A 17,222-nucleotide genomic window follows, 5' to 3' on the forward strand; every position below is an offset into this window, starting at 1 on the left:
CGCCGTGCGGCGCGTGCCGGCGCCCTTCCCGCCCGCGGCGCAGTTGATGCACAGCCGCGGCAAGACGCTGGACTTCTCTGAGACCTTCCTGTTCAACGACCAGTATCGCTTCCAGCTGCGGACATTGTCCGGACCACAGTAACGCTGAGCACATCACACTCGATGCGGTCGCGGCCATTTTCCTTGGCCAGGTACAGGGCCGCATCGGCACGCGACAACAACTGGTCCAGCTCCTCCAGCACCGATGCCTGGCACGCCACGCCGATACTCACCGTACACGGCGGCAGCCCATGGCCGTTCGGCTCATGCAGCAGGGTGCGGATGCGCTCGGCCACGCCCAGCGCGTTGTGCGGCGCCATGTCCGGCATCAGCACGACGAATTCCTCGCCGCCGAAGCGGGCCACGCAATCGGTGTCGCGCAGCGCGCCGCCGATGATGCGCGCCACGTGCGCCAGTACCTTGTCGCCCATCGCGTGGCCATAACGGTCATTGATCGACTTGAAAAAATCGAGGTCGATGCTGAGCAAGGTCAAAGGCTGGCCCTTGCGGCGCAGATTCGCCTTTTCGCGTTCGTACACATCGCCGAAGCCGCGCCGGTTCAGCACCTGCGTCAGGGGATCGTGCGTGGAGCGGCGCTCGAGTATCGTCTGCAGGCGCCGCGTGGCCACCGTCATGAAGCCCACCGTCAGCAGCAACGCCATGAAATTGGCCACCGCCAGATAAATACTGGCTTGCGTGCCGGCCACCGTCAAGTCCACGCTGGCGCCGCCATGCCACAAGGCCATGCCGCCGCGCAGCAGCACCACGCAAGCCTGCAGCAGCATCAGCGCGCCAAAGAAGAAACTGGAAAAATGGCGCTCGCCGTGCGCAAACACCAGCTGCGCCTGGCGCGCATAGAAAAAAAACACGATGAAGGAAAAAACCGCCACGCGGCGTGAAAAATCGGGCGTCACCAGCAGCCACCAGGCGATGCCCGCCACGCCGAGACCGCAGGCCAGCGCATAGCAGCGCAGGCTGGGGCCCTGCCCATAGAATTTTTCCGTGCCCAGCATCGACAGGCCGATGCCCAGCATCAGGACCGTGTTCGCCCCCAGCAGCGCCACCGCATCGGGCCAGCTATCGCGCATATTGAACAGGAAGGATGCCAGCACCAGCAGCAGCAGGCCCGCCGACCAGTGGCCCAGTCCATGCACCTCGCGCCGGAAACTGCGGTAGACGGAAAACATGACGATGCTCATGGCCCCGCACATCAGGGTAGTCATCAACATGATGGTGCGGGGATCGAGGGTTTCCACTGGCGGAGGCGGCCTAAAAAATCATTACAGCAATTTTAGTTCAGTTATGGAAAATTTAGTTCAGTTAAGGCAAATATGCTGCGGCGCTTGCGGCGAAAGCAATGCGGGCGTGGCGACCTCGACACGGTTGCGTCCCAGCTGCTTGGCGCGGTACAGCGCCCTGTCCGAGCGCTGCAGCATGCTGTCGAGCGATTCGTCCTCCGCCGCCTGGCAGGCGATGCCGATGCTCAGCGTGTAGTGCGGCAAGCTTGCGTCCGGACGCGGCTGGCGCAGCGCCGCCTGGATGCGCTGCGCCAGCAGTTCGGCGCGTGCCTGCTGCGACTCGGGCAGCAGGACGACAAACTCCTCGCCGCCGAAACGCGCCACGGCATCGCTGTCGCGCAAGACGCCGCGGATCACGCTTGCCACGTCGACCAGTACGCGGTCGCCCATGGCATGGCCGTGCCGGTCATTGATGGCCTTGAAAAAATCCAGGTCGATGCTCATCACGGCCAAGGGCTGGCGCGCGCTATGCCGGGCGTGGAAGTCGGCAAAGCCGCGCCGGTTCAGCAGCGCTGTCAGCGGATCGCGGTTGGAGCGCTGCTCGAGCAAGGTCTGCAGGCGGCGCGTGGCCACCGTGATGAAGCCGACGGGCAGCAGCAAGGTCATGAAGGCGAGCAGCGCCAAGTACAGATTGTAATGGGGGCCGCCATGCATCATGTCGCTGCCGGCGCCGCCCAGCAAGGCGTTCACGCCACGGTGCAGCATCGCCAGCGCCTGCACCAGCATCAGCAGGCCAAAAAAACAGGTCGTGGCGTGGCGCTCGCCATGCCGCACGATGACGATAAATTGCGTCAGGTTCAGCGCCAGCATGAGAAAGGAAAACATGGCCACGCGCATGGCGAAGTCGGGCCACAGGTACAGCCAGCACAGCATCACCAGCAACCCAAGCAGCCATGCCCCGTGAAACAGGTGCCAGCTGGGCCGCACGCCATAGAACCGCTGCGTGCCCACCATCAGCAAGCCGACGCCCCACAGGAACATGGAATTGGCCAGTGGCAGCAAGACTTCAGGAATGACGATGCCGCGCAAGCCAAACAGGCCGCTGGCCAGCACCAGGCCCGCCATGCCGATGCCCCATTCGCGCAAGCCTTCCACGTTGCGCGGGAAACTGCGCTGCGCGGCAAACATGACCACGCACATGGCAACCGTCATCAGGGTTGACATCAGGATGATGGAAACAGGATCTAGGTTCACGGCAGAATCGGTACACGGGACAGTGGAGTGGCGCCGCACATGCTTGCCAGCGCCAGGGTTCGTGCGAGAGTGTAGCGTGAAAAACAGGCGGAGAATCGCCGGCAGGGAAAACTTGTGCATGGCACAAGCAGTCCCGCCGGCGGTATTGCTGGCGGTTCTACGCGCTTATTGCGCGCTAGGACGCTTCGGCCCCGTGGCCTTCTTGGGCGCCGGCAGCAGTGCCAGGCTGATGCCGGGAGCGCGGTCGCCCTGCAGTTCGGCCGTGAAGGTCATCAGCTCGTCGCGGCGGAAGGCGTGCACCGCCACCTTGGCGCCGACGGCGTAACGGCCCAGCAAGGTGTCGAGGTTGCTGCCCGTCACGCGCAAGCCATCGATGGCCACCAGCACGTCGCCTGCCGACAGGCCGGCCAGGTGGGCGGCGCCGCCCTGGTGCACCTGCGCCAGCTTGGCATCGTTGCCGTCGCGGCCCAGGTTGACGTCCAGGCTCGGTTTTTGCGCCTTGCGCACATCGCTGTATTTGACGCCGAACGGCGCCAGCAGGCGCGCCAGCGGCACATCATCCGTGCCGCGGATATAGCGCTCGAAGAAGGGCTTCATGCGCGTGCCGGCAATCTCGTCGAACAGGTCTTCGACTTCGGCCGGCGTCACGCCGCGCGCTTTGCCCTTGTAGAAATCGCGGCCATAGCGCTGCCACAAGGCCTGCATCACATCGTCCAGCGATTTTTCGCCGTTCGTCTTGCTGCGCAGGGTCAGGTCGAAGGCCAGCGCGATCAGCGAACCCTTGGTGTAGTAGCTGACGATGGCGTTCGGCGCGTTTTCATCCTGGCGGTAGTACTTGCCCCAGGCGTCGAAGCTGGAATCGGCCACGCTCTGCTTGGTGCGGCCGCTGCCGCGCAAGACGCTGTTGACAGTCTTGCCCAGCAGCTTGAAGTAGGCGTCCTCGTCGATCAGGCCCGCGCGCACCAGCATCAGGTCATCGTAGTAGCTGGTGAAGCCTTCGAATAGCCACAGCAGCGGCGAATAGCTTTCCGCCTGCAGGTTGTAGGGCGCGAAGGCGGCCGGCTTGATGCGCTTGACGTTCCACGTATGGAAGTACTCGTGGCTGCACAGGCCGAGGAATTTCAGGTAGCCGTCGCCGATTTCCGTGCTGGTGGAAGCCGTCGTCGGCAGATCGGCGCGCGCGCAGATCAATGCCGTCGAAGCGCGGTGTTCGAGGCCGCCGTAACCGTCGCCGACGGCCATGGTCATGAACACATAGCGGTCCATCGGCGCCTTTTTTGTCTTCGGCTCGAAGAAGGCGATCTGCGTTTCGCAGATGGCTTTCAGGTCGCGACACAGGCGCTCCAGGTCCAGGTTCGGCACCTTGCCCGTGACGACGATATCGTGCGGCACGCCGTGCGCGGTGAAGGTGGCCAGCGCGAAGTCGCCCATTTCCACCGGGTGGTCGATCAGCTCATCGTAATTGGCTGCCTGGTAGCTGCCGAAGCCATAGCGTTTGGCTTTCAGTTCCGGCAAGGTGGTGGCCACTTTCCAGTTCTTGCAGGCCGCATCCTTCGGCTGCACGATATTGACTTCATGTGCGTCAGCCTCCTGGCCCAGCACGCGCAGGAACACGCTGGTGCCGTTGAAGAAGCCGTGGTTCTGGTCCAGGTGGGCGGCGCGCACGGACAGGTCCCAGGCATACACCTCGTATTCCACCGTCAGGGGTCCCTGGCAGGGCGCGGCCTGCCACGAATGCTTGTCCAGCTTGGCCAATGCCACGGCCTTGCCTTCGGCTTCGGCGCGGATGCTGACGATGTTGCGCGAGAATTCGCGGATCATGTAGCTGCCCGGGATCCAGGCCGGCAGGGCAAACACCTGGCCAATGGCGGCCGGCGCCTTGACGGTCAGCGTCACCTTGAACATGTGGCCCGCCAGATCAAGAGCGGCGATGCTGTAGAGGATGCCGGCGGCCGGTGCGGCTTTCGCCTTGGTTTTCGCAACGGCTTTGCTTGTGGCATTGCCGGAGACTTTTGCGGTGATTTTTTTAATCGGTGCTTTCTTCATGTTTTCCTCGTGTCTGGCATGGATGTTCTACTATCGCCCGGGCGCGCCATGCACCGGCGACAAATCGTCAGGTGTATCAATATCGCGCAAGATGCCGCCGTCGTCCACTCTCACTTCGCATACGGCATGGCTGTTGACGATGCTGCGCGCGCCCTGGTCGCCGTCGAGCGCCAGCAGCAGCGGCAAGTGGAAGGCGCTGAACGCGACAGGATTGCCGCGCCGGCCCTGGAACACGGGCACGGCGATGTGCGCGCCATCGTCTATGGCTTGCGACAAGGCGGCGATTGTAGCCGTTTCCACACTCGGCATGTCGCCCAGAGCGATCAGCCAGCCCGGCGCGCCGCGCACATGCGCGATGGCGCAGGTCAGCGAGGCGGCCATGCCCGTGTCGGCGTCGTGGCAGACGCGCACCTCGCAGCCCAGCGCGCCGAGCGCACGCGCCACCTGCGTGTCGTCGGCGCGCACCACGGCCAGCACGCGCGGCAGGGCCGCCAGCATGTTCGTCGCTGCCGCCACCACCACCGGCAAGCCGGCGTGCGGACCTTCCTTCAAGGGCTGCAGTAATTTGTTCTGCACGCCGGAAGGGTCGAACCTGCGTCCCCTTCCGGCTGCCAGCAAGATGCCGACCGTACTCACAACACCACTGCCGTCATGCGGCGGCCAGGTCGAACGGCAGCTTGCGCAGGCGCTTGCCCGTCAGGGCGAACAGCGCGTTGGCGAAGGCGGGCGCCAATGGCGGCACGCCCGGTTCGCCCATGCCCGTCGGCGCGTCGCCCGACGGCACCAGGTGCACCTCGATCACCGGCATGTCGGGCATGCGCGGCACCGGGTAGTCGCCAAAGTTCTGCTGCTCCACCACGCCATCCTTGAGCGTGATGGCGGCACCCGGAATCGTCATGCCCAGCGCCATCAGCGCGGCGCCCTGCACTTGCGCCTCGATCGTCAGCGGATTGACGGCCAGGTTGCAATGCACGCCGGCCCACACCTGGTGCAGCTTGGGCGCGCCTTCCACCACCGATGCCGTCACCACATAGGCGACCACGGAATTGAACGACTCGTGCATGGCCACGCCCCAGGCCTGCCCCTTTGGCAGCTTCTTCTTCCCATAGCCGGACTTGGCCACGGCCAGATCCAGCGCGGCGATGTGGCGCGTGTGCTTGGCGTCGATCAGCTGCTTGCGGTAGGCAACGGGGTCCATTTTCGCCACGTGCGCCGCCTCGTCGATCAGGGTTTCCATGACAAAGGCCGTGTGCGTCGAGCCGACGGAGCGCCACCACAGCACGGGCACGTTCGCCTTGGCCGTGTGCACGGACAGCTTCATCGGCAAGGTGTACGGCTCGCCCATGCCTTCGACCATGGTGCCATCGACGCCATTTTTCACCATGAAGGCTTCGAATGGCGTACCGGCCATGATGGACTGGCCGACGATCATGTGGTCCCATGCCACGATCTTGCCCTTGGCGTCGAGGCCGATCTGCGCGCGGTGCACATGCGACGGCCGGTAGTAGCCGCCCTTGATGTCATCCTCGCGGCTCCACATCAGTTTCAAGGGGCCGCTCTTGCCCGCCGCCCGGTATGCCTTGGCGACGTTGACGGCTTCGACCACGTAGTCGGACGACGGCACGGCGCGCCGGCCAAAGCCGCCGCCCGCCATCATCGTGTGCAGGGTCACCTGTTCCGGTTTCAGGCCGGAGGTGGCGGCAATCGCCGCCTGGTCGCCCGTCTGGAATTGCGAACCCACCCACATCGTGCATTTGTCGACCTGCAGGTCGATGACGCAGTTGAGCGGCTCCATCGGCGCGTGCGCCAGGTAAGGGAACTCGTAGACGGCGTCGATTTTCTTCGGCGCCTTGGCCAGCGCGGCGACATCGAATGGGCGCGCCACCGTGCCCGGCGTTTTCGCCAGCGCCTTGAAGGCGGCCAGCTGCTTGTCGCTGCTGACCTTTTCCACGGCGCTGCTATCCCACTCGATCACCAGCGCGTCGCGGCCCTGCTTGGCGGGCCAGTAGCCAGTGGCGATCACTGCCACGCCGCTGCCGCCACGGTCGGTCTTCACTTCCAGCACGTCGAGCACGCCAGGAATGGCCTTGGCCTTGCTGGCGTCGAATTTCGCCACCTTGGCGCCAAACACGGGCGGGCGCGCCACCATCGCTACCTTGGCGCCAGGTGGCTTGAAGTCGATGCTGAACTGCTGCTTGCCGGTGGATTTGGCGGCCGCGTCCAGGCGCTTCACGGGCTTGCCGATGATGGAAAAGTCGCGCGGGTCTTTCAGCTTGACCGTGGCGGGCACGCTCTGGCGCATGGCCGCGTCGGCAAACTCGCCATACGTCGCCTTTTGTCCGCCAGGGCCATACAGCACGCCCTTGGCGGCGCGCACCTGGTCGGGATTCACCTTCCATTGCGCGGCGGCGGCGCCCACCAGCATGGCGCGCGCCTTGGCGCCGATTTCGCGGTACTGCGTAAACGAATGGGCGATGCTGCCCGAACCGCCCGTCATCTGCATGCCGTAGGCGGCATCCTTGTATTGCTCGCCGGCCGGCGCCAGGGCGCCATGCACCAGGCTCCAGTCGGCGTCGAGTTCCTCGGCGATCAGCATGGGCAAGCTGGTTTGCACGCCCTGGCCAAATTCCAGCCGGTTCACCTGCACCGTCACCGTGTTATCGGGCGCGATATGCAAGAAGGCGTTCGGCGCGTACACGGGCTTGGCGGGAGCGGCATCGGCCGCCTGCGCCAGCTTGCCTGCGCCGGGCAGGAAAAAGCCCAGCATCAAGCCACCGCCAGCCACCGCGCCGGCTTTCATGAAACCGCGCCGCGACACGCCATCGGCCGCGCCAACGACAGCCACCGGCGCCGATGCCAGCGCCGCGCCCAGGGTCACGCCGCCATGCTGCAATGCTTCCTGATTCAACCATTCGATACGCATGTCGCTCTCCTCAGGCCAGGGTCTTGGCCGCGTCCTTGATGGCCGCGCGGATCCGTTGATAGGTGCCGCAGCGGCAGATGTTGCCGCTCATGGCGCCATCGATGTCGGCATCGCTGGGCGACTTGTTGGTGCGCAGCAGGGCCGTCGCGCTCATCACCTGGCCGCTTTGACAGTAGCCGCATTGCGGCACGTCGTGGCGTACCCAGGCCGCCTGCACGGCCTTGCCCACCTGGTCGTTTTCCATCGCTTCGATGGTGGTGATCTTTTGCGCGCCGACGGAAGAAATCGGCGTGATGCAGGAGCGGATCGGCTGGCCGTCCAGGTGCACCGTGCAGGCGCCGCACAGGGCCGCGCCGCAGCCGAACTTGGTACCCGTCATGTCCAGGTTATCGCGCAGTGCCCACAGGATGGGCGTGGATGGATCGGCGTCGACTTGCGTGTCGCGTCCGTTGATATTCAAGGTAATCATCTGCTGCTTCCCCTTTTTTGGATTGTTATGGCGTCTATGAACAACACTTGATGATACGACAGCGGAAAAAAAAGCAAAAAAAAGCGCGCCTTGCGAGGGCGCGCCGTCCAGCCTTCCTGGCGACAGCCCGGATTACTTAATGGTCGAGAATTTCTGTTCCAGCGTTTTCGCATCGACTGCGCCCGGAATGCGGCTGCCGTCGGCAAAGAAGATGGCTGGCGTGCCGGAGACGCGCAATTGCTGGCCCAATGCGAGGATTTTCTCATGCGGGTTGGCGCAATTGGCCGGCGAGGCGGCTGGCACTTTACCGTTCAGCATCCAGTCGTCCCAGGCCTTGTTGCGGTCTGGCGAGCACCAGATATTGCGCGACTTGGCGATCGAATCGGGCGACAGGATGTTGTACATGAAGGTGTAGACGGTGACGTTGTCGATTTCCTTCAAGGCGTTCTGGCGGAAGCGCTTGCAATAGCCGCAGTTCGGATCTTCGAACACGGCGATCACGCGCTTGCCATTGCCCTTGACGGTTTTCATGGCCGAATCGAGCGGCAGGTCGGAGAACTTGATGCGGTTGACTTCATCCAGGCGCACCTTGGTGAGATCTTGCGAGGTCTTGGCGTCGAAGACGTGGCCAACGAACAGATACTGCGCATTCTTGTCCGTGTACAGGATGTCGCCACCCGTGCGCACTTCGAACAGGCCGCCGTACGGGGTCTCCTTGACCGAGTCCACCTTGGCGCCTTCGCCCAGGCGCGGCTCGATCAGCTTCTTGATATTCGCTTCCGTCGGCGTTTCCGCGCCGGCGCACGACATCATCAGGCCCGAGGCCAGTACCAATGCGATTCTGCTCATTTTCATCACTATCACTTCTCCACTTGTAACGCCCGGCGAAACTGGCAGGGGGCCCGGCGCCGTTATCTCTTTAACAAAACGATCGCCGCAGACGAGCTGCGCGACCTTGAATTTTCACTGCTACCATTATCCGGCGATATCTTAAGATTCGCTGATATTTACGGATGTCCCAATGCGTGCGCAATCATTTTCCGCTTCAGGGCCGGTAATTTATCCAGCAAGTTTAATCCCAAATTGCGAACTACGCGCAGCGGCTCCAGATCGGCGCCGAATAACCGCGCCAGGCCATCGGTGGCCAGCTGCATCAGCAGCACGTCTTCCTTGCGCGCACGCGCATAGCGGGCCAGCACGCGCTCGTCACCGATGCCGCGGTGCGCTTCGCGTTCGCTGATGGTCTTGACCAGCTGCGCCACGTCGGCAAAACCCAGGTTCATGCCGTGGCCGGCCATCGGATGCACCACGTGCGCGGCGTCGCCCACCAGGGCCACGCGCGGCGCCACCATGGCGTGCGGGCGCATCAGGGTCAGCGGAAACGCGCGCACCAGTTCCGGCTGCAAAGGCGTGAGCTTGCCCAGTTTGTCCTCGCAGAAGACTGCCAGGCGCGCGGCCAGGGCGTCGACCGGTTCGGCCATCAAGGTATCGGCCAGCGCATCGGGCGCCGACCAGACCAGCGAGACGCGGTCCCCTGGCAGCGGCAGCAGGGCGACGATGCCTTCGCTGCCCGTGAACCACTGGTGCGCCGCGCCATGGTGCGACTTTGCGCAGGCGAAGTTGCTGACCACGCCGCGCTGGCCATATGAGCGGTAATCGAGGCCGATATCGCACTGGCCCCGCACCCACGACTGGGCGCCGTCCGCGCCCACGACCAGCGCGCAGGTGATGCTGTCGCCACTGTCGAGATGCACGATGGTGGAATCATTCGTCCATTCCAGGCGGCTGGCGCGGCCCTGCACCACGTTGACGTTCTGCGCGAATTTCAGCGCGGCGTCCAGCGCCTGGCCCAGGTTGCGGTCTTCGACGATCCACGCCAGGGTGCCCACGTGGGCGCCATAGGCGTCGAAACCGAGTCCGCCGGCCTGCGCGCCGTCGCCGTTGACCAGCATGGCATCAACGGGCGCCACCCTGTCCGCCTCCAGCGCGCCCCACACCTTCAGGGACGACAGCAGCTGGTGCGCCGTGTGATTGAGCGCATACACGCGCACATCCCAGCTTGGCTCGGCCGGCTTGGCGGCCAAAGCGGCGGCCGGCGGGCTGGCCGGGCATAACAGGGTGACGCTTTGTCCTGCCTGGGCAAACGCCAGCGCCGTGGTTTTCGCGATGGCGCCATTGCCGACGATGCAAACGTCGCTGTGGCTATGCATGAAGCGCCGCATGGTAGGGGGAGTGGGACTGTTCATGCGGCCATTATAGCGTTTGCCCCGCCCTTTTCAGATAGTCCGGAAGTACAGGACAGGCTGCACCAGCTCAAGCTTCCGCATGAAACACGGGCAGCACATATTGCGCGATCTCCTGCAGCGCCTCGGCCAGCGGGCGGCGGTTCTGCCGCAGCTGCAAGCCGATATGCCGCACGCCGGCCGCGCGCATGGCGTGCAGCTCGGCGATCAGGCCATCGCGCCCCGTGCGCCCGCCGAAACGGAAACGCTGCAGCGGCATGGTCGGGTCCTCGTCCAGGTCCAGGTGAATGAAGCTGACGTAGGGCTTGTCGTCCCCGGCCACGGCGCGCCATTGCGCCGAGCGCCGCGCATGGTCGTCCGGCGTGCCCGGGTAGGCAAGCCAGCCATCCATCTGCGCGCCGATCCACGCGGGCGACTGCTGCGCCAGCCCCGCCACCAGCAGCGGCAACGGTGCGGCGGGCTTCGGCAGCAAACGGATGCCCGATGGCAGGCGGTTCTCGCCCCAGTCACGCAGCATGGCCACCTGCTCGCGGAAGGCGGCGCCGCGCTGGTCGAAATCGCGGCCAAACACGGGATACTCGACGGGCCGGTCGCCGCTGGCCACGCCCAATAGCAAACGTTCGCCGCTCAACTGCTGCACGCTGGCCGCCGCCTTTAACGTCAGCACGGGTTCGCGCAGCGGCAGCACCACGGCGGCCGTGCCCAGCAAGATGTTCTCGGTGATGCCGGCCAGGTAGCCCAGGTAAGTAAATACCTCGAAGACCTGGGCCGCATCGCCGAACGAGGGGTCGTACAAAGGCACGTCGCGCAGCCACAGCGCGCGGAAACCCAGGCGGTCGGCCAGCTTGGCCAGCACCGCGTGCTGTTTCAGGTCAGGCTCGCCCGGCAGGCGGCCGGACGCCGCATTCGCCTGGCGCCCCATGGACGACCAGTCATTATCGAGCGGCAGTTCCAGGCCGATGCTGAAACCGCCCTGCCCCAGCTTGTGCATCGCCGTCATGGTCTGCATCTCAATCCCACTGCGGCGCCAGGCCGTCCGGATTTGCCAGGCGCTCGCCGCGTTCCAGGGTCGCCATCTGCGCCATCTCGTCCGGCGACAGGGTGATGCGCTGGAAATGCAGGTTCGCCTCCAGATTGGCGCGCTTGGTCGACGACGGGATCACGGCAAAGCCCTGCTGCAGCGACCAGCTCAGGGCCACCCGCGCCGGCGTCACGCCGTGCCGGGCCGCGATGGCAGCGATCACGGGATCGGCCATCACCTTGCCATATGCGAGCGGCATGTAGGCCGTGATGTGGATGCCCTGGCTGCGCGCGAAGTCAATCACCTTGCGGTTTTGCAGGAAGGGGTGGATCTCGACCTGCTGCGTGGCGATTACCGATGCGCCCACGGTATCGATGGCTTGCCGCAGCTGCGCGTTGGTGAAATTCGACACGCCGATGGCCCTGGTCAGCCCCTGTGCCTTGGCCTGCGCCAGCGCCGTCATGTATTCGGCGACGGGAATGGCGTCATTCGGCGACGGCCAGTGGATCAGGGTCAGGTCCAGCTGCTCCAGTTGCAGCCTGTGCAGGCTGTCTTTTAAACTGGGGATCAGTTTGTCGCGCTGCAGGTTCTCGATCCAGATCTTGGTGGTGACGAACAGTTCTTCGCGCGGCACGGTGCTGGCGGCGATCGCCTGGCCCACTTCGGCTTCGTTGCCGTAGATTTGCGCCGTATCGATATGGCGGTAGCCGACGTCCAGGCCCGTGGTGACGGAATCGATGACGACCTGGCCCTGCAGGCGGAAAGTGCCCAGGCCAATTTCAGGGATGGCGGTGTGTCGGGTGCTGGCGTTCATGCGGTTATCCTCTCAAGTCAGTAACGATGACCACACTATGCGCCCATCTTTTGTTGAGAAAAATACCGCTCATCTCAAATCATATTTGCGCCACAGGCAAATAAATAGCTGCCGCCGCAAGAAATCCGGGGAAAATGGCAGCCAGCTCTTGCATTCGCGTTTTGGTCTGCTATAATTCGCCACCTTGGCCTGGTAGCTCAGTCGGTAGAGCAGAGGATTGAAAATCCTTGTGTCGGTGGTTCGATTCCGCCCCGGGCCACCAAGAATTCGTTTCACATTCAAAAACGCCACCTTCGGGTGGCGTTTTTGTTTGTGGCGCCGTCACATTCGATAGCGCCGTCACATCCCCTCCCAGCGCATCATCCGGCACCATTGCACAAGGCGCCGGCATTCCTGCCACAGGATTTTCCCCACGGGAAACATGTTAAGATTAATTAAAGATTAACGCCCGTATCAAGGAAGATGACCGTGAAACAATGTTTATTTCTGGCCGTTGCCAGTGCCCTTGCCAGTACCGCGATGGCGCAGCCTGCGCAAGTCGCAGCACCGGTAACAACGTCTTCAAGCACCACGCAGCAGGAACCCCGGCGCGCAATCCCACTCAGGCCATGGGAAAAAAGGCTGGCAGCGTCGACGTTTACCATGCAGATGCTGGCAAGCGGCCGCATTGATCCCGACTACCCTGGCTTGCCGCTTGGCCTCGCCGTGACAGCAATACAAAAATTCGTGGCCGACAAAAAGGGGGAATTCGAATCGACGGCTGATTATCAGCGTAGAAAGACCGCTGCCCTGGATGAAAAAATCATCGGCAACTCAAGCTTGAATGACTGGTTTGCCTTGGTGACCCCGGTCAAAAACAACGGACAATCTTCCAATGCCATCAGCTACGAATTCAATGCGAATACGGGAAAAGTAAAGCTCTTTGTCTTGCCTTACTCTTTTGAGCTCAATAACATCGGCGCGCCTGACTACGACCTCAACAAAATGCGATACAAGGGCCTGGATCAATTTGAATTGAGCTACAAACTGAAATCAAAAGGTCCGTACAAAGGCCCTGGCAGCTATCGCGCAAAATACCCCATCGAAGAAACCGACACGGCAAGACTGGGCATTGCAGTCAATCGCATCCCGTTCCTGGATTTTCAGCGTGACAATTTTTCAATCTAACAAGAAACCTGTCATCCAGTTGACGATGGAAAATGCCGTCGCGGAAAAAGAGCTACCCGCCTTGAAGGCGCTGCTCGTGATGAAAGTGGCGGCGCCTTACCTGGTCTATGATTTCTACCGGTCCGAGTTTACTCCGGACAGAACGGACATGAAAACAATACAAAGCATTTACCTTGCCGGCAATATGGCCGGCATTATTTTTTACTCCGGCATCACTGGCGACATCCTGGGTCGATTACCTGCAGGATTTGGCCTGCCTGTCGCACCGAATTAACGCAAAAAAAAGCCAACCCGAAGGTTGGCGTTCTCAAATCACGCAAGGCGGCCGCCTGCGGCCAGCCGCATCGCTCTTACCACATCAAATCATCAGGAATCTGGAACGCCGCATACGGATCATCCTCGTCCACTTCCGTGCTGGCCTGCTTGACGCGCACGACGATGGCGGGGTCGCGTTCGGCGATCTTGTCGGCGATGATGCGCGGCACCAGTTCCACGGCGCCGCCCAGGCAGACGATCACCAGGCGGCCCGCCACCAGGTGGGCCTGCACGGCGGCCGTCACATAGATGCGCTCGATCTTGTTGTTGAAGGTGAAGTTATACGGCACGTCGCCATTGTTGCCCTTGCTCTGGCTGTTCTTTTGCACCATTTGCGCGATCTGCGCGACGATGGCTTTCTGGTTGGCGGCCGCGTCGCGCTGGGCGTTCAGTTCGCGCGCCCGCTCGGCATTCTTGCGCTGCGTCTCGAGCGCGGCCAGGCGCACCTCGTCGACACTTTGCGTGCCGCTCTTGCGCTCGTCCTTCTTTTGCTTGCTCTTGTCCTGGTTGGCCAGCTTGACCTTTTTCTTGTCGACCAGGCCGGCCTTTAAAAACTGCTCTTGCAACGAGACCATAACTACTCCGTATTGAGGGTGCGCCGGCCAGGGCAGCGGCATCGGCCGGTGGAAAGTCGCTAGCATAGCAAAAAACAGGGCGCTTGCCGCCGCGGAATGGCCGCCCGGGCCGGTTTGCGGGCAACTGGGAGCCGGCAGTAACAAAAAGACACACTCGTGTGTAAATTTTGTTGATAAATGTCATATAGTTAGTTACGTTTTGCATATCGGCAGTCAGCGCCGATTGCATGCCCCTTCCATCGCCCGCGTCTAAAGGATTTATCATGAAACAATTCATCGCCCTCTGCATCGCCGCCGCGTTCGCCGGCTCCGCCTTTGCCGCCGCACCGGAAGCGGCGCCTGTCGCCAAGACGGCGCAACAGTCGAAAATGACCACCTGCAATGCGGACGCCGCCGGCAAGAAAGGCGATGAACGCAAGGCCTTCATGAAAGAATGCCTGAGCGCCAAGCCGGCACCGGCCATGACGCAGCAAAACAAGATGAAGATGTGCAACGCCGACGCCAAGGACATGAAAGGCGATGCACGCAAGGCCTTCATGAAGGAATGCCTGAGCGCGCCAAAAAAATAAGCACGGCCATCGGCCCGTGCCGCAGCGCCAGCCCTGACGGCTGGCGTTTTTTTTTTTTTTTTTGGCCAGCGCCAGCGGGCCAGCGTGTCAATCATGCTTAATGATTAAGATGACATGAAGAAAGATAGCGCGTAGTATTTTTCATCATACTGCCCAGTTCGGCAGCACAGCATCCTGGGGAAAGGACGGCAGCGTGGCTGCGTCGAACGATCTCGCGCACTGGCGCGGCCAGATTTTTACGCGCCTGCTGCAGGTAGTGTTGCTGCTGGGCATAGTCACGGCCATTCCCAGCGCCCTGCTGGCCGCGCGCGAAGCTATCTGGTCCATAGTCGCCATCGACTTGCTGGCCATTGCCTGGATCGCCGCGCTCTGGCACTGGCGCGCCGCGTCCTACCAGTGGCGGGTAGGACAATTCCTCGCCATCGCCTTCATTGTTGGCGTGGGCCTGCTGTTGAAGATCGGCCCCATCAGCCAGATCTACATGATGGTCATTCCCGTGCTGGCCGCCTTGCTGCTGGGCATGCAACCGGCACTGTGGGGCCTGGCGCTGACCTCGCTGACCATCTTTGCGCTGGGCCTGCATCCGGATGTGGCGCTGCAACTGCGTGGCGTACCCGATTCGCCCATGCTGCGCGCGCTGATCATTGCCCTGAACTACCTGTTCATCGCGGCCGTGCTGACCCTGTCCTGCGCCTTTCTGCTGCGTCACCTGGAGCACGCGCTGGCAAGCCTCCAAGCGAGCGCGCTGTCGCTCGAGCACAGCGGCGTGGCCCTGTCGGCGCTGAACGCGGAACTGCGCTTGACGGCCACGGCGGTGGCACGCCTGAACGACATGGTGATGATCGCCGAAGTGGCGGAGCATCCCCCCGGCGCGCACGCCGCCCCGTCCACGCGCATCATTTTCGTGAACGACGCCTTCGAGCGCAGCAGCGGCTATGCGCGCGCCGACGTGCTGGGCCGCAGCCTGCTGTTCCAGCAGGGCCCGGATACGGACGCGGGCGAACTGGCGCGCATCGCCGCGGCCATGGCTGGCGCGCAAGCGGTACGGGCGGAATTGCTCAACTACCACCGGGCGGGCACGGCTTACTGGGTCGAGGCGGAACTGGTGCCGTTTACAGACGATACCGGCAGGCAGACGCACTGGGTGGCCGTCGAGCGCGAAATTGGCGAACGCAAGAAATCGGAAGCGGATATCCACCGCCTGGCCTTCTATGACGTGCTGACGGGACTGCCCAACCGGCGCCTGCTGATGGACCGCATCGCGCATCTGCTGGCCGCCGCGCCGCGCGACCCGTCGATCAGCGCGCTGATGTTCATCGACCTCGACCACTTCAAGCACATCAACGACGCGCGCGGCCACGCCACCGGCGACGCGCTGCTGCGCATGGCCGCTGAACGCCTGGCCCAGCTGATGCGCAAGGCCGATACGGTGGCGCGCCTGGGCGGCGACGAATTCGTCGTGCTGCTGACTCACCTGACCGATGACGCGGACAGCGCCGCCCGCACGGCGGCCCAGGTGGCCGAGAAGATCCGCAGTGCCATCGCGCGCGACTTCGATATCGGCGCGCAGTCCTACCACTGCTCGGCCAGCATCGGCGTGACCCTGCTGCCAAAAGCGGGCCAGCAGGCACACGACCTGCTGCGCGAGGCGGATATCGCCATGTACCGCGCCAAGGCGGAAGGGCGCAATGGCATCGCGTTTTTCGAGGCGGCCATGCAGGCCGGCGTCGAGCGCCGCCTGACACTGGAGCGTGCACTGGCGCGCGCCCTCGACGACGGCGAGCTGTGTATGCATGTGCAGCCGCAGGTGGACCGCCATGGCCGGGTCACGGGCGCCGAGCTGCTGATGCGCTGGCCGCAGGCGGACGGCACGCAGGTGTCGCCCCACGTCTTCATCCCCATCGCCGAGGAATCGGGACTGATCGTGCGCCTGGGCCACTGGGCGCTGCACGAAGCATGCCGCGCCGCCACGCGGCTGGCGCAGGCCGGCCAGCCCATCGCCCTGTCCGTCAACGTGAGCCCGGCCCAGTTTCGCCAGCCCGATTTCGCTGCCCGCGTGCAGGCAGCGCTGGCCCAGCACGGCACGCCGGCCACGGCCCTGATACTGGAACTGACGGAAGGCTTGCTGATCGACCAGCGCGACGCCTCGCTGGCGCGCATGCGCGAACTGGCCGCCATGGGCATCCGCTTTTCGATCGACGATTTCGGCACCGGCTATTCCAGCCTGGCCTACCTTACTTCGATGCCGCTGTATGAGCTGAAAATCGACAAGCGCTTCATCGACGACACGCCGCGCGACGCACGCGATACGGCCATCGTGCAAGCCATCCTGGCCATGGCCCGCCACCTGGGCTTGCGCGTGGTGGCCGAAGGCGTGGAAACGGTGGAGCAGGCCAACTTCCTGATCGCCCACGATTGCGACGGCTTGCAAGGCTATCTGTATGCCCACCCCATGCCGCTGGACGCGCTGATCGCCTGGCTGGCCCAGCATCAGGCTTAGCTTTCCGACATTTCCTGCATGAAACTCCTCCGCTAGAATACCAGCCTCA

General features: G+C 63.3%; 15 protein-coding genes and 1 tRNA gene. 5 read left to right on the forward strand and 11 right to left on the reverse strand.

The features are described 5' to 3' along the window. Positions 1-92: 92 nt before the first annotated feature. The 10 genes from JaAD80_RS06710 to dkgB all read right to left on the reverse strand — a co-directional run bounded on the left by JaAD80_RS06710 (position 93) and on the right by dkgB (position 12,047). A complete protein-coding gene (locus tag JaAD80_RS06710) occupies positions 93-1,268 on the reverse strand; it encodes a GGDEF domain-containing protein (protein WP_102293496.1) in 1,176 nt (391 codons plus the stop codon). A gap of 87 nt (positions 1,269-1,355) precedes the next feature. After that, positions 1,356-2,531: a GGDEF domain-containing protein gene (locus tag JaAD80_RS06715; RefSeq protein WP_258002843.1), complete on the reverse strand. Its 1,176-nt coding sequence runs from the start codon at positions 2,529-2,531 to the stop codon at positions 1,356-1,358. A 165-nt stretch (positions 2,532-2,696) separates the two neighbouring features. Beyond that, positions 2,697-4,577 (reverse strand): M61 family metallopeptidase, encoded by a 1,881-nt coding sequence (locus tag JaAD80_RS06720; protein WP_258002844.1) that lies wholly within the window; start codon positions 4,575-4,577, stop codon positions 2,697-2,699. 30 nt (positions 4,578-4,607) lie between these two features. Beyond that, positions 4,608-5,213 carry an NTP transferase domain-containing protein gene (locus JaAD80_RS06725; RefSeq protein WP_102293463.1) on the reverse strand — a complete coding sequence of 202 codons (606 nt, stop codon included), beginning with the start codon at positions 5,211-5,213 and terminating at the stop codon, positions 4,608-4,610. 13 nt (positions 5,214-5,226) lie between these two features. Then, positions 5,227-7,500, reverse strand: a complete 2,274-nt coding sequence (locus tag JaAD80_RS06730) for a xanthine dehydrogenase family protein molybdopterin-binding subunit (protein WP_102293464.1) — start codon at positions 7,498-7,500, stop codon at positions 5,227-5,229. 10 nt (positions 7,501-7,510) lie between these two features. After that, a complete protein-coding gene (locus JaAD80_RS06735) occupies positions 7,511-7,969 on the reverse strand; it encodes a (2Fe-2S)-binding protein (protein ID WP_102293465.1) in 459 nt (152 codons plus the stop codon). Between the two features lie 132 nt (positions 7,970-8,101). After that, positions 8,102-8,824 (reverse strand): DsbC family protein, encoded by a 723-nt coding sequence (locus JaAD80_RS06740; RefSeq protein WP_102293466.1) that lies wholly within the window; start codon positions 8,822-8,824, stop codon positions 8,102-8,104. A 152-nt stretch (positions 8,825-8,976) separates the two neighbouring features. After that, positions 8,977-10,179 (reverse strand): FAD-dependent monooxygenase, encoded by a 1,203-nt coding sequence (locus JaAD80_RS06745; protein WP_258002845.1) that lies wholly within the window; start codon positions 10,177-10,179, stop codon positions 8,977-8,979. Positions 10,180-10,282: 103 nt separating this feature from the next. After that, positions 10,283-11,212 carry a TIGR03571 family LLM class oxidoreductase gene (locus JaAD80_RS06750; protein WP_102293498.1) on the reverse strand — a complete coding sequence of 310 codons (930 nt, stop codon included), beginning with the start codon at positions 11,210-11,212 and terminating at the stop codon, positions 10,283-10,285. 10 nt (positions 11,213-11,222) lie between these two features. After that, positions 11,223-12,047, reverse strand: a complete 825-nt coding sequence (gene dkgB, locus JaAD80_RS06755; RefSeq protein WP_102293468.1) for a 2,5-didehydrogluconate reductase DkgB — start codon at positions 12,045-12,047, stop codon at positions 11,223-11,225. A 186-nt stretch (positions 12,048-12,233) separates the two neighbouring features. Between dkgB and JaAD80_RS06760 the strand changes: the two genes are divergently transcribed. The 3 genes from JaAD80_RS06760 (at position 12,234) to JaAD80_RS06770 (ending at position 13,488) form a co-directional block, all read left to right on the forward strand. Beyond that, positions 12,234-12,309, forward strand: a tRNA-Phe gene (locus JaAD80_RS06760). 206 nt (positions 12,310-12,515) lie between these two features. Beyond that, on the forward strand, positions 12,516-13,214 hold the full coding sequence (locus JaAD80_RS06765; protein ID WP_146012278.1) for a hypothetical protein: 699 nt from the start codon (positions 12,516-12,518) through the stop codon (positions 13,212-13,214). Between the two features lie 25 nt (positions 13,215-13,239). Then, entirely contained in the window at positions 13,240-13,488 is a 249-nt protein-coding gene (locus tag JaAD80_RS06770) for a hypothetical protein (protein ID WP_102293470.1), read from the forward strand. Positions 13,489-13,564: 76 nt separating this feature from the next. Here JaAD80_RS06770 and JaAD80_RS06775 read toward each other — a convergent pair whose 3' ends face one another. Then, positions 13,565-14,104, reverse strand: a complete 540-nt coding sequence (locus JaAD80_RS06775) for a DUF2058 domain-containing protein (protein WP_102293471.1) — start codon at positions 14,102-14,104, stop codon at positions 13,565-13,567. A 263-nt stretch (positions 14,105-14,367) separates the two neighbouring features. On the opposite strand from JaAD80_RS06775, the gene JaAD80_RS06780 reads away from it, so the two are divergent. Further along, positions 14,368-14,673 (forward strand): PsiF family protein, encoded by a 306-nt coding sequence (locus JaAD80_RS06780; protein WP_102293472.1) that lies wholly within the window; start codon positions 14,368-14,370, stop codon positions 14,671-14,673. 193 nt (positions 14,674-14,866) lie between these two features. Beyond that, positions 14,867-17,173, forward strand: coding sequence for a bifunctional diguanylate cyclase/phosphodiesterase (locus JaAD80_RS06785; protein WP_102293473.1), 2,307 nt, complete (start codon positions 14,867-14,869; stop codon positions 17,171-17,173). Positions 17,174-17,222 lie beyond the last annotated feature (49 nt).

Origin of the sequence: Janthinobacterium sp. AD80 (genome assembly GCF_002878455.1) — a bacterium.
Taxonomy (GTDB): Bacteria; Pseudomonadota; Gammaproteobacteria; order Burkholderiales; family Burkholderiaceae_D; genus Janthinobacterium.

Excerpts from the sequence above, each read along its gene's own strand:
- JaAD80_RS06710 (WP_102293496.1), bottom strand. The coding sequence starts at position 1,268 with ATGTTGATGACTACCCTGATGTGCGGGGCCATGAGCATCGTCATGTTT.
- JaAD80_RS06720 (WP_258002844.1), bottom strand. The coding sequence starts at position 4,577 with ATGAAGAAAGCACCGATTAAAAAAATCACCGCAAAAGTCTCCGGCAAT.
- JaAD80_RS06730 (WP_102293464.1), bottom strand. The coding sequence starts at position 7,500 with ATGCGTATCGAATGGTTGAATCAGGAAGCATTGCAGCATGGCGGCGTG.
- JaAD80_RS06735 (WP_102293465.1), bottom strand. The coding sequence starts at position 7,969 with ATGATTACCTTGAATATCAACGGACGCGACACGCAAGTCGACGCCGAT.
- JaAD80_RS06740 (WP_102293466.1), bottom strand. The coding sequence starts at position 8,824 with ATGAAAATGAGCAGAATCGCATTGGTACTGGCCTCGGGCCTGATGATG.
- JaAD80_RS06745 (WP_258002845.1), bottom strand. The coding sequence starts at position 10,179 with ATGCATAGCCACAGCGACGTTTGCATCGTCGGCAATGGCGCCATCGCG.
- JaAD80_RS06750 (WP_102293498.1), bottom strand. The coding sequence starts at position 11,212 with ATGACGGCGATGCACAAGCTGGGGCAGGGCGGTTTCAGCATCGGCCTG.
- dkgB (WP_102293468.1), bottom strand. The coding sequence starts at position 12,047 with ATGAACGCCAGCACCCGACACACCGCCATCCCTGAAATTGGCCTGGGC.
- JaAD80_RS06770 (WP_102293470.1), top strand. The coding sequence starts at position 13,240 with ATGGAAAATGCCGTCGCGGAAAAAGAGCTACCCGCCTTGAAGGCGCTG.
- JaAD80_RS06775 (WP_102293471.1), bottom strand. The coding sequence starts at position 14,104 with ATGGTCTCGTTGCAAGAGCAGTTTTTAAAGGCCGGCCTGGTCGACAAG.
- JaAD80_RS06780 (WP_102293472.1), top strand. The coding sequence starts at position 14,368 with ATGAAACAATTCATCGCCCTCTGCATCGCCGCCGCGTTCGCCGGCTCC.